The sequence below is a fragment of the Streptococcus suis genome (assembly GCF_019794615.1).
In the GTDB taxonomy this organism is placed as follows: domain Bacteria; phylum Bacillota; class Bacilli; order Lactobacillales; family Streptococcaceae; genus Streptococcus; species Streptococcus suis_AI.
In genome coordinates this window covers 17,675-29,932 of the sequence record NZ_JAIMDU010000014.1, presented here as the reverse complement: position 1 = coordinate 29,932, position 12,258 = coordinate 17,675, and the positions used below count along the sequence as shown (strand labels likewise).

The following is a 12,258-nucleotide window of genomic DNA, read 5'->3' as shown; positions in this document are numbered from 1 at the left end:
TATGGAAATGATTCGCGTAAACTTAGACAAGGTCCTCAAAGATCGGCAAATGACTTCCAAGGACCTAGCAGAGCAAGTCGGCATCACCGAAGCCAACCTGTCCATTCTCAAGACAGGCAAGGCAAAAGGTATTCGTTTTAATACCTTGATGAGCATCTGCCGCATCCTAGATTGCCAACCAGGAGATATTTTGGAATATGTGAATGAGGGGGAATAGCATGAACAAAAAGATATTTTTCAACATCGTCATACAGTTGCTAACGTTTATTCGTTATGGATTGATTGCCTTAACGGGACTGATAATGTTGGCACTTCTTATTCTACTTATAGGCGGGAAACCTATTCAAAATAGTCTACAATTAGATGTCCCCTTGCCTATCATTGTTATTATTCTAATCATAAGTATCCTATTGGTAGCCTGCTTTATCTACATGGCCACCATACTCAAAAAATTGCTCATCAACTTTCAAACCGGAACTATTTTCTCAACTGAAAATGTGGTCTATACAAAGATAATTTTAGGAACCTTAATCGTATGGACGAGCATACAATTTGCAAGTGCTTTTTTCCTATCTTACCTAGATTTAAAGAATGTAAGTGATCTATATGATTTTTCACTTAGTGACTACTTCATAAATGGTGTGCTGATTATTATTGCACTACTAGCAAAGATGGTGTTGGAAAAAGGTGTGCTTTTACAAGCTGAAAATGATGAAATTATATAAAGGAGCCCATGATGAAAAAGTATATTTCCCTCATTGCACTCTGCATGATGATACCTTGCTTAAGTGCTTGTCACTCTGTCACTTCAGAAGTGAATAAAGAAGTGCAAAACGAGCTAACAGCAGCTTCCATTGAAACAGAAAAAGCTCTAAAAACAGATGAACATCTGGCTAAGATTGAGAACTTTCAGCAAATTTTCGAAATCACCGCATCCAAAGGAGAGTTCTCTCTTGAATCACTTTTCTCTGGTAAGGTCTATTTAATGGCAACAAAAGAAAATCTTGAGAAACTCTCAAAAGAAGAGTTTACTCTGAATGAAAAGAGCTTCTCAACTATCGATGCTGGTAGTAGCAGCGATTTTAATATCCGCTACAAAAATCAAACTTACTTTACTGTTCAAAGCTTATCCGTGCAAGATCTGGAGGATTTCGAATACACCAAATCCTCTTCCACTTCTGCTATTCTTGTCTTCTATCCAGACTAGCAAAAATTCCTCGGTTCTCTTGAATCGAGGAATTTTTTTAATAAGTCACCAAGCGTTTTTCTAAATGAACTTGCCCAACCGCATAAAGGGTACAAATTAGCCAGTAGATAAGAGCCACACAGATATAGACTGTCATATAATCAGACTTGGCTCCTCCGACAATTTTTGCCTTATTGAAAATCTCCGGAACCGTAATCATAGCAGTTAGGGAAGTACTCTTCACCATGTCTAATAAAACATTACTTAGAGGCGGAAGAGCAATCCGAAAGGCTTGAGGAATGATGATTTTTCGGTAAATCACATTTGTTCTCAAGCCAAGCGACTTCGCTGCCTCCCATTGTCCTTTATCTATTGCTGAAAGAGATGCACGAATAATTTCAGAAATATAGGCACTAGACATTGAGGTAAAGGCAATGATAGAGGCAGAAATTGCATCCAATTGTAGTCCCATAAATGGGAGACCAAAGTAAATGAAGAAGAGAAGAACCATAAGTGGGATGCCACGCATGAGTGAGATATGCAGCATCGCTAACCAGCGTAATGGTGTAATCTTGGACATTCGTAACAATGCGACGAAAAAGCCACAAAAAGTCCCTAATGCAAATCCAATCAATGACAGGGAGAGTGTATAAGGTAAGCCTTCCAGAATCTGAGGGATTGCTTCCCATGCAATTTCTGCATTAAATACTGCCTGCCAATTGATAGTCATCTTTTCCTCTCTTTTCTTAAAACCTTAAACTGAAACTTAACAATGACCAACATCGACAAGATTGTTGAAGGTTAGCTACTTTTGCTTTTCATTGGGCATTACTCTACATCAATAACTGGCAATTCATCCGCATTTTCAACTGGCACTGTCAAGTCTTGACCACCATAGTATTTCTCAGAGATAGATTTTAAGGTCCCATCTGCTTTCATAGCCTCTATGGTTTCATCCAGTTTTTCTTTCAAACTATCATCTGATTTGCTCATCACAATCCCTTGTTCTGTTGGGTTGTATTTGGCATCTCCCATTTTTACTTTAATGTCCGGGAAGTTCGATTTCACCCATTGAATCGCCATAACCTGAGTGAAGTAGTCATTTGGAATAAAATCTGTACGACCTGTCGATACATCGCGGAGATACACATCATTTGTCACATTGTCATAAATAACTGGCTCTGCACCTTGTTTTTCAGCAATTTTCATATACTGAGTACCAGCTCCACCACCTGCTTTTTTACCAGCCCAGTCACTTAAGTCTGCAGCTTCAATACCAGAAGATCCATCTTCACGAACGATGTAGCCGCCAACTGAATACTTGTAAGGGATAGAGAAGTTGTACTTTTCCTTACGTGCTTCTGTCATATCAAAGTTATTCACAGAAATATCAACCTTACCACTATCTACAGCAGTGAATGCTTCTGCTACACCAATTTCTTGATATTCGATTTCAAGATCCAATCGCTTACCGATTTCGTTGATCATGTCAATTTCATAACCAACTAGTTCCTTATTATCATTATAGTATGACGTTGGGAACAAAGTACCTGGTGTTGCTACTTTCAATACACCAGCTTCTTGCACTTTTTCCCACTGCATTTGTTCAGCAGAGGAACTATTTGTGCTCGAACTACTACTAGAGCATGCTGACAATGCTAGAGCAGAAACCAGAAGTACTGAGGCTAAAACTTTTTTCAACATAAATAATCTCCTTTGGAGCCATTGCCCCTATAATCTTTTTTGGTGTTACCTCACCAACTTTTATAGGTTAACATTAAGAAATTGTTTTTGCAAATAATTGAACCGAAAAATGTATTCCCTTACATTTCCCAACACTTTGAGACCTCCAGAGTTTCAGCCACTTGAAGTAAGATATCTTCCCTTCCTTTTGCAGCTGTCAATTGAACACCGATTGGTAGCCCATTTTTAGTGTGGTAGGTTGGTAAGCTGATTGATGGTTGACCTGTAATATTGGCTTGTTGGGTAAACGGTGTCCAAGCTAAACTATCCTCGAACATGTCCCAAATTAACTGTTGTTGTTCCGACATTGATAATTCCTGCGAATGCAATAAGCGATTTACCATCTGATCTGTGGGAATAAATTGCTCTAAGGTTGGTGCAACATCTGCCACTGTTGGTGTCAACAATAGATCATAGGATTCATGAAAAGTTGCCATTTTTGCACTGTATTGGTCCCAATCTTGTAAGACTTTAGAGTAAAGTTTTGCTGGAATAGTTTGTCCACTTTGATAGATAGCCCATGTCATTGGTTCCATATCCTCCACCGTTATCTGCCGTCCGATAAATGCTTCAATATCGTCAAACATTTGGGCAGTCTCCACGCTATTCATGAGATAATAGGCTTTCATCACCTCAATGCCATCTAAAATTGGTGTTTTTAGCTCTTCCACCTCGTATCCAAGCGCCTCTAATTGTGGTAAAAGCTGGATAACAGCATTTTTTGCATCGTTTGAAACCAACGTTCCAATTGGAGATTGAAGGCTAAAAGCGATTTTAATTGGCTTTGTCATCGGACAAAACAGGGAATCTTTGACTAAAGGAGCAAGTGGAAAGGGAGCCTCAACCTGATAGGTTTGTAAGTGAAAAAGAAGACGCTTGGTATCTCTTATGGATTTGGTCAATGCAAAATTGCTGGAAGCACCCTGCCAACCACGATAGGAAGAAGGTCCTACAGGAACTCGTCCTCTACTTGGTTTGAGCCCAATCAAGCCATTAAATGAAGCAGGAATTCGAATGGATCCTCCTCCATCAGAAGCTGCCGCAATTGGGACCATTCCTGAAGCAAGTGCTGCCGCTGCACCACCACTTGACCCTCCTGCATTTCGGGTCCTATCAAGTGGTAACCTTACAGGTCCATGAAGGCTTGAATCAGAAATATTTTTAAAACCAAATTCAGGTGTATTTGTGCGCCCCAAGATAAGGAACCCCATGTTTTTAAGGGCTTGTACAAAATAATCTGTTTGGCTAGCAATGCTAGCTTTAAACAATCGTGATCCAGATGTAGAAGGTTGACCACTTTCATTTTGCCCCAAATCCTTCAATAGGAGAGGAACACCCAAGAATGGTTTATCTTCACCACCATGACGATCAAGGTTATCTGCTTCAGCTAAGGCAGTTTCATACTGTTTTGAGACAACAGCATTATAAAGAGGATTTAATTTCTCAATGGTTTGGATAGCATCCTCAACTAATTCTCTTGAAGAAATTCGTTTTTCTCTAATTGCTTGGGACATGGCTGTCGCATCTTTAAATTCCATTTGTTACCTCACTTCTCCCTTTAAGGGTAACATGGATAGAAAAAATCAGCAAGTAATCCTTACTGATTTTTCCAATTATAATTCATCAAACGCATCTTTTACTTTATCAAAGAAGCCTTTTTTCTGTGGTTTTACATCAATATTCCCAGCTGTAGCGAATTCTTTTAGAGCGGCTTTTTGACGATCGTTTAATCCTGTCGGAGTCACAACATTGACGGTAACATACTGATCGCCCATCGCTCCACCACGAATGCTAGGCGCACCTTTTCCTTTTAGACGGAATGTTTTACCAGTCTGGGTACCTTCTGGAATAACCATGTCAACATCACCGTGAACAGTTGGTACATGAACAGTGTCACCTAAAGCTGCCTGAACAAAGTTCAGATTCAATTTATAGTGAATCGTTGTTCCCTCACGCTCAAACTTGTCTGAGGCTTGAACCTGGATAACTACATAAAGATCTCCATAAGGACCTCCATTAAAACCAGCTTCCCCTTGACCTGCCAAGCGAATACGTTGACCTGATTCAACACCCGCAGGAACTTTAACTGTTACAGTATGAGCTTGTTTTTCATGACCAGTACCATGACAAGTTGTACAGGGGTCTTTGATTTGTTTCCCTCGACCGTGACAGACATCACAAGTCATTTGGCGACGCATGGTTCCAAGAGGCGTTTGTGTATCCACATTAATAACACCAGAACCATGACAGCGACCACAGGTTACTGGACTAGTTCCAGGTTTTGCACCAGAACCTGAACAGGTCCGGCAGGTTGCTTCACGATTGTAGGAAACTTCTCGTTCCACACCAAAAATCGCTTCTTCAAATTTCAAGTTGACTGCATACTGCAAATCATCCCCTTGACGAGGTGCATTAGGATTACGGCTTGCGCCGCCTCCACCAAAGAAGCTTGAGAAGATATCTTCAAAACCGCCGAAACCAGCTCCATCAAATCCACCAAAACCACCTGCTCCACCACCGAAGCCACCATTGGCTCCTGCAGGACCATATTGATCATAGGCAGCCCGTTTTTGAGGATCGCTCAAAGTTTCATAAGCCTCTTGAACTTCCTTATATTTATCCTCCGCACCCGGATCCTTATTAATGTCTGGATGGTATTTTTTTGAAAGTTTCCGATATGCTTTTTTTATCTCGTCCTGAGAAGCATCCTTAGAAACCCCCAGACGATCGTAAAATTCAGTATTGTTCATATAAGATACCAAGCCCGTTAAAAGCAAAGTGAAAATAGGAAATCGGCAGAAAATCCCGATTTTCTAGACGATTTATCTTTTTCACACAGCTTTTAGGGCGGGTTCAATTCCTTTCGTTAAAAAATAGACGAAACTCAGAAAGTAGCCCGTGTTCGATTACGAACACTTTCCTTTCTATGAAGATATTAAGCCGTTAAGCGACTCAAAGAAAAATAGGGAGTGAAAGTGTCCGGTGGGACACTTTCAGCCCTGTCGCACAAAAATAACGAGCGACAGGTATTCCTCAAAAAGTCTATCCCAAGACTTTTTGACTTTTTCACAGAGTCGTAGGCGTATTCAATTGCACCAATTTAGTCATGCAAGAATACTGCATATTAACGCCCGTGTTCGATTACGAACACTTTCCTTTTTATAAAACTTAGACCAAGTGAAAATAGGGAGTGAAAGTGCCCAGTGGACACTTTCAGCCCTGTCATACAAAAACAATAAGCGACAGGTATTTCTCAAAAAGTCTATCCCCAGACTTTTTGACTTTTTCACAGAGTCGTAGGCGTATTCAATTCTGTAAAAGTTAGAAGGCTATTTACCCAAAAACAGAGGCTGGGTTGCAACCTCTGTGATTTTAAAACCATTTATTGTTCTTGTATTTTTTATAATCGGATAGTAATCTACCGCCTTCTGAATCTCCTTTTTGAAGAAGACGACCACCTAAACTTTTTACAAAATCATCTTTTTGATTATTTAAATCAATAGCATAATCTCTTTCAAATTTAAGTTTGCTATTTTCTTCCTTTAACTGCTTAATTTGACTATCCCTATTTTGTTGATCTAAAACTGTAGACATTGAATCAGCAATTTCTAATAAAAGATTCAAAATACCCATCTTCTGATACCTAACTTCCTACTTCTCCGTAAACTCGCCGTCTACCACATCATCACCTGCGTTGTTAGCTGTTTGGGCACCTTCTTGACCTGCGGCTGCTTGTTGTGCTGCTGCAGCTTGCTCGTAGAGTTTCACTGCAAGAGCTTGAGCTTTTTCGTTGAGGTTTTCAAGTTTAGCCTTCATGTCGTCCAAGTTGTTAGCTTCTTGAGCTGCTTTCAACTCATCAAGAGCTGCTTGGGCTTGGTCGCGTTCTGCGTCAAAGCCTTTGCCTTCAGTTTCTTTAAGGGTTTTCTCAGTCGCAAAGATTGCTTGGTCAACATCGTTACGAAGATCCACCTCTTCCTTACGTTTCTTATCTGCTTCAGCGTTTGCTTCTGCATCTTTCATCATGCGGTCGATTTCTTCATCTGTCAAACCTGAGTTAGACTGGATAACGATGGTTTGTTCTTTTTGTGTACCAAGGTCTTTAGCTTTTACAGAAACGATACCGTTCTTGTCGATATCAAATGTTACTTCGATTTGTGGAATACCACGAGGTGCTGCAGGGATGTCAGTCAATTGGAAGCGACCAAGTGTCTTGTTGTCCGCTGCCATAGGACGCTCACCTTGAAGTACGTGGATGTCAACAGCTGGCTGGTTGTCTGCAGCAGTTGAGAAGACTTGTGATTTAGAAGTTGGGATAGTTGTATTACGGTCGATGAGTTTTGTAAATACGCCACCCATTGTTTCAATACCAAGTGATAATGGTGTTACGTCAAGAAGGACAACGTCTTTCACATCACCAGTAATAACACCACCTTGGATAGCCGCACCCATAGCAACGACTTCGTCAGGGTTTACTGATTTGTTTGGCTCTTTACCTGTTTCAGCTTTAACAGCTTCTACAACAGCTGGGATACGAGTTGAACCACCGACAAGGATTACTTCGTCAATTTCTGACAAGCTAAGTCCTGCATCTGAAAGAGCTTGACGAACAGGTACTTTTGTACGTTCTACAAGATCGTAAGTCAATTCATCAAATTTGGCACGAGTCAATGTCATTTCCAAGTGAAGCGGACCAGCTGCACCTGCAGTGATGAACGGTAAGCTGATTTGAGTTGAAGTGACACCTGAAAGATCTTTCTTGGCTTTTTCAGCTGCATCTTTCAAACGTTGAAGAGCCATTTTGTCTGCTGACAAGTCGATGCCATTTTCTTTCTTGAATTCTGCTACCATGTGGTCGATAATCTTTTGGTCAAAGTCGTCACCACCGAGCTTGTTGTCACCTGCTGTTGCAAGTACGTCAAAGACACCGTCACCAAGTTCAAGGATAGATACGTCGAAAGTACCACCACCAAGGTCGAATACCAAGATTTTCTCGTCTTTATCAGTCTTGTCCAAACCGTAAGCAAGGGCTGCTGCAGTTGGTTCGTTGACGATACGTTCTACTTCAAGACCAGCGATTTTACCAGCGTCTTTTGTTGCTTGACGTTGGGCATCGTTGAAGTAAGCTGGAACAGTGATAACAGCTTTGGTTACTTTTTCACCAAGGTATTCTTCAGCATAACCTTTCAAGTATTGAAGGATCATTGCTGAGATTTCTTGTGGTGTGTATTCTTTGCCGTTTGCTGAAACTTTTTCAGAAGTTCCCATTTTTGATTTGATAGAGATGATGGTATCTGGGTTGGTTACCGCTTGGCGTTTTGCCGCATCACCAACGATGATTTCACCATTTTTGAAAGACACAACAGACGGAGTTGTGCGGTTTCCTTCTGGGTTTGCGATGATTTTTGATTCAGTTCCTTCAAGAACTGCAACTGCTGAGTTTGTTGTACCTAAGTCAATACCGATAATTTTAGACATAATAATGATACCAAGAACGCCGAAAATGCGACTGAAAATTAGGAAACCAACGTAGCATTCGATGAATGCAAGGCGGTTTATCTATTTTCCGAGCATTTCGTTCGGGTTCAAATCCTTTCAAAAATTTAATTTTCTTTATTTGATGCACATTCCTTGAACTGTGCCGTTTTTGCAAGCTGTTAACTCGCATTTTTCTTTTCAAGTAGTTTAACGACATTTCGGTCAAGTTTTCTTTTTTGGGAAATAGCAGAGCGACCTTAGTGTTTCAGTTTGCTTTTAGTACTAGGCAACGAGCCGAAGACAGTACTGGAGTACGGCAAGGCGAGTTAACGAAGTAATTAAAGATAAACTGGAAAACTAAGTTATTCTGATACCACCACCATAGCAGGTCTCAGCAAGCGTTCATGCAACTTGTAGCCTTTTTGGAAGACTTGTGCGATGTGTTCTGCTGGGCAATCATCTGTAGCTGGGACTGTTTGAATGGCCATGTGAAGATTTGGGTCAAAGACATCGGTTGCGACTTCTTCCACCCCTTCTTCTTTAAGGGCTTGAATCAAGCTTTCCTGCACCATTTCCAAGCCTTTTTTGACATCATCAGTCAAACCTTCGACTTGAAGGGCACGTTCCAAGTTATCCAAGCTTGGCAAGATTTTCTTAGCTAAATCTTGCGAACGGTAACGTTGAATGGTTTGGCGTTCCTCGTTGGCACGACGTTGGATGTTTTGCATTTCTGCATGAGCTCTCAGATATTTATTTTCAAAATCGTCTGCACGCTCATTTGCTAAGTCCAATTCTGATTTTTCAGGCGTTTCAACAACATCTTCTGTTGTTTCCACCTCCTCAACAATTTCTTCGTTTTTGATTTCTTCTGACAAGTTATTTACCTCTTCATTTTCTATTATTACTTTGACAAATAATAAATCGAGTTCGGGCTAGAAACTCAGAAAAAAGATAGATTTCCTTGTGTCTGATGACACCGCGTCAATCTCCTTTTTTCAATCGTTTCCTTCACGCCCTCACATCTTAATTGACTTCATAATGATTACTGCTCAAATATCGGTAGTAATCGGTTAATTTCATAAATAGGACGCGGCTGATGATGTTGATTAAGCTCATCTGCCTGCGATAGTCCATGTCAACAGGACCAAGCAAACTCATCTGAGCCATGCCCCGATAAGGGATAGGAAAGCGATGATGAATCACCGTTATGTCTGCTAGAGCTGGATCTCTGTGCTCGGCTATCACAATACTGGACTGCTGATTCGGTGCCAATCCTTGTCGTAGTTCTGGCGCCAGAAGTTGTGGGCTATCCAATAATTGGTAGGTAGCAAGATTTCCATAAGTTAGCGAAGCAACTTTGCCACTAATAAAGACTGTTTCTTGAAATAAGTTGGAAAAAATGTAATCCATCAAATCTAATACATTGTCAGTTGTAGTAAAGTATCGCTGTACCACTTGAGGTACTTCCGTCCGCAGTTTATAGTGAATAGACAGAACTGTCTGTCCAACAAATCGTTCATCAACTAGGCGTTTTAGTACTTCCAAATCCCTTGATAAAAAGTTCTTCGGAATCGCAAATTGGACAGTGACTGGCTTGGACTGATCTAGTGTCAAAACTGCCAAAGCATCGTGATTACTTAGCTGTACTATGTCAAAGGAAGTCAACTGTTGACTGGTCGGCTCCACATCTAAAATAACTGATGTGTATTCTGTCAAATCTGCTAAAACCTGACTGGCCCGCTCCAATATATCTTCTAGTTTAAAAGCTTCAAAATCGAAAGCTTTAACTACCTGATAGACATCTTCCTCGTCAATATACTCTAAATTCAGTGAATGATTTACAAAATATTGAAAGCCAGCTCGACTCGGTATCCGTCCACTAGACGTGTGTGCTTTTTCCAAAAGGCCTAATTGCTCTAACTTAGCCATATCATTTCGAATCGTTGCTGAGCTAGAAGAAATCATCTCCTGCAGAGCTTTAGAACCAACGGGCTCATGATGGCGCGTAAACAATTCAACAATCAAGTTTAAAATGTCATTCTGACGTTGGGTAATCATCTTCGCTCCTTTCATGAGAATGATATGTTCGTTTTTAGCACTCTCTTACAACGAGTGCTAAACCATATACTCTCATTATACGCTGAAAAATTGGTTTGTCAAGAGAAAAAGACAAAAAATTAGCACTCTTTTGCTTAGAGTGCTAAAAATCGGTCTGAGGACCTAGTTGTTTTTTACAAGTCGATAAAAACGGTATCCAATCAACAGCACGAGAGGGATATAGATAGCGGAAAAAACAAGCGTAAATGCATCATGATGCTCATTCAGATTCATCCCTATCAAAATGAAATAAAGTCCTAAGGATAGTAGAAAACGTCTTTGGATGATTGTTTTAACAAATACCAGCTTGCTTTCCCTATCACCGTATATCTCAAGATCTCCCTTTACAGCTGCCTTCCTAAAAATAACAAAGCTTTGGCATGATGTGACAAATTCCCAACCATAGTCCTCGTACATGCGTAGATAGGATTCTCTATCCTTGTTTTTTCTTTCTTTAAAATCAACTTGGTAGGCGACATCTTCTGGCTCACATTTTTCAAAATGATAAAAGAAGCTCCAACGAATTTTAGTTAGCCTCCACCCTTTCCGATGCATTTCAGTCAGATACTGCGCCTGCTGATTGAAATCCGTGATAAAAAATACTTTACACTCTGTCTTAGTCTCCATAACTTTCCCCCTTACTATTTCGATAGAGCCGTTCAATTCGAGCCAATTCTATGTCTAGAATTTCTCGACCTGTTGCTGTTATTTGGTAAAACTTTCGCTTGTCTTCTTCTCTGACAAAGGCAATCAAGCCATCTTTCTCCATTTTCGACAGGGTGCCGTACATGGTCCCAGGGCTAATCACGACCTGACCTGCCGTGACTTCTTTGGTCTTCTGGGTAATATCATAGCCATGCCGTTCTTCCTGTAAATGAAAGAGAATATAGAAGGCAGTCTCTGTCATGGGAACATAGACGCGTTTTAACTTATCATTCATAAAACTCCTTTCGCACTACGATACATCGAACTTCGATACGTTTATTGTATCGCAACTCGATACACTTGTCAAGAAAAAAATCAGAGATGAAACTCTGATTCTTTCGTCATTTCCCTTGGGCAATCAACTCTGCTCCTCGTTGGCGATAGGACATGTCTCCAAATGATTCAATGGTGAATGATCCATTCTCATACTTGAGAATTGTAATTGAGCCATTATCCAACACAACATTTGCCCCCCTCTCAGGGTCGAGTAGATGAGCGAGTGTGGCTATCGTCATACCATGACTAACAACCAAGGCATTGCCTCCACCTTGCTTTTCCAAGTCTAGAGCAATCGATTCAAAACCTGTCAAAATACGATTGCTGAGCACTTCCCATGATTCAGACCAACCAGCTGTGTCTGCTTCTTGAATCCCTGCCGCTATTTCTGCAAATGACATTCCATTCGTATCCACAGTTCCTTTCAAGCGAGGAAGAACTCCTTGAAATAGTTCAGCATCATACATACCCTCAAAACTACCAAAACACCATTCACGAATGCGTTTATCCTGATAATATGGAATTTTCCCTAATTTTTCCAATTCCCGCAAAGCAATGGTCATCGTTTGAACTGTTCGTCCTAAGTCGCTTGAAACAGCTAATTTGAAATCAACTCCGGTATCTTTCAGTCCAAGCCCTAACTCACGAATACCTTCTTCTCCCTTTTTGGTAAGAGGCGTATCACACCAACCTTGTACCCGACCAATTGTATTAAACATCGTTTTTCCATGACGGGAAATGTATAATCTTACGTCTGCCATAGTATTCTCCTTGTC

Annotated in this window: 14 protein-coding genes; 3 read left to right on the top strand and 11 right to left on the bottom strand. The window is 40.6% G+C overall.

Annotated elements, in window-relative coordinates:
* Nucleotide 1 precedes the first annotated feature (1 nt).
* The 3 genes from K6V43_RS05240 to K6V43_RS05230 are packed head-to-tail and all read left to right on the top strand — an operon-like array spanning nt 2 to nt 1,207.
* The gene (locus K6V43_RS05240; protein WP_024397039.1) at nt 2–217 is read left to right on the top strand and encodes a helix-turn-helix domain-containing protein; all 216 of its coding nucleotides are present in this window, start codon (nt 2–4) and stop codon (nt 215–217) included.
* Between the two features lies 1 nt (nt 218).
* The gene (locus K6V43_RS05235; protein ID WP_024380098.1) at nt 219–725 is read left to right on the top strand and encodes a DUF2975 domain-containing protein; all 507 of its coding nucleotides are present in this window, start codon (nt 219–221) and stop codon (nt 723–725) included.
* 8 nt (nt 726–733) lie between these two features.
* Nucleotides 734–1,207: a hypothetical protein gene (locus K6V43_RS05230; protein WP_261311783.1), complete on the top strand. Its 474-nt coding sequence runs from the start codon at nt 734–736 to the stop codon at nt 1,205–1,207.
* A 37-nt stretch (nt 1,208–1,244) separates the two neighbouring features.
* Here the strand turns inward: K6V43_RS05230 and K6V43_RS05225 are convergent, their stop codons facing one another.
* The 11 genes from K6V43_RS05225 to K6V43_RS05175 form a co-directional block, all read right to left on the bottom strand.
* Nucleotides 1,245–1,916, bottom strand: a complete 672-nt coding sequence (locus K6V43_RS05225) for an amino acid ABC transporter permease (RefSeq protein ID WP_222382072.1) — start codon at nt 1,914–1,916, stop codon at nt 1,245–1,247.
* A gap of 98 nt (nt 1,917–2,014) precedes the next feature.
* A complete protein-coding gene (locus K6V43_RS05220; RefSeq protein ID WP_222382071.1) occupies nt 2,015–2,890 on the bottom strand; it encodes a transporter substrate-binding domain-containing protein in 876 nt (291 codons plus the stop codon).
* 119 nt (nt 2,891–3,009) lie between these two features.
* Nucleotides 3,010–4,467 (bottom strand): amidase, encoded by a 1,458-nt coding sequence (locus K6V43_RS05215; RefSeq protein ID WP_222382070.1) that lies wholly within the window; start codon nt 4,465–4,467, stop codon nt 3,010–3,012.
* Nucleotides 4,468–4,542: 75 nt separating this feature from the next.
* Nucleotides 4,543–5,679, bottom strand: a complete 1,137-nt coding sequence (dnaJ, locus tag K6V43_RS05210) for a molecular chaperone DnaJ (protein WP_222382068.1) — start codon at nt 5,677–5,679, stop codon at nt 4,543–4,545.
* Nucleotides 5,680–6,301: 622 nt separating this feature from the next.
* The gene (locus tag K6V43_RS05205) at nt 6,302–6,562 is read right to left on the bottom strand and encodes a hypothetical protein (protein WP_105120420.1); all 261 of its coding nucleotides are present in this window, start codon (nt 6,560–6,562) and stop codon (nt 6,302–6,304) included.
* Between the two features lie 18 nt (nt 6,563–6,580).
* Entirely contained in the window at nt 6,581–8,404 is a 1,824-nt protein-coding gene (gene dnaK, locus K6V43_RS05200; RefSeq protein WP_002943084.1) for a molecular chaperone DnaK, read from the bottom strand.
* Between the two features lie 362 nt (nt 8,405–8,766).
* A complete protein-coding gene (grpE, locus tag K6V43_RS05195) occupies nt 8,767–9,303 on the bottom strand; it encodes a nucleotide exchange factor GrpE (RefSeq protein WP_256773449.1) in 537 nt (178 codons plus the stop codon).
* A 124-nt stretch (nt 9,304–9,427) separates the two neighbouring features.
* On the bottom strand, nt 9,428–10,462 hold the full coding sequence (hrcA, locus tag K6V43_RS05190; RefSeq protein ID WP_105147853.1) for a heat-inducible transcriptional repressor HrcA: 1,035 nt from the start codon (nt 10,460–10,462) through the stop codon (nt 9,428–9,430).
* A 162-nt stretch (nt 10,463–10,624) separates the two neighbouring features.
* Nucleotides 10,625–11,128, bottom strand: a complete 504-nt coding sequence (locus K6V43_RS05185) for a DUF2812 domain-containing protein (RefSeq protein WP_172103838.1) — start codon at nt 11,126–11,128, stop codon at nt 10,625–10,627.
* A complete protein-coding gene (locus K6V43_RS05180; RefSeq protein ID WP_053867349.1) occupies nt 11,118–11,441 on the bottom strand; it encodes a PadR family transcriptional regulator in 324 nt (107 codons plus the stop codon). Before K6V43_RS05180 ends, K6V43_RS05185 begins: the two co-directional genes overlap by 11 nt.
* A gap of 106 nt (nt 11,442–11,547) precedes the next feature.
* Complete coding sequence (locus tag K6V43_RS05175) at nt 11,548–12,243, bottom strand: histidine phosphatase family protein (protein WP_170239374.1); 696 nt, start codon at nt 12,241–12,243, stop codon at nt 11,548–11,550.
* Nucleotides 12,244–12,258: the final 15 nt, after the last annotated feature.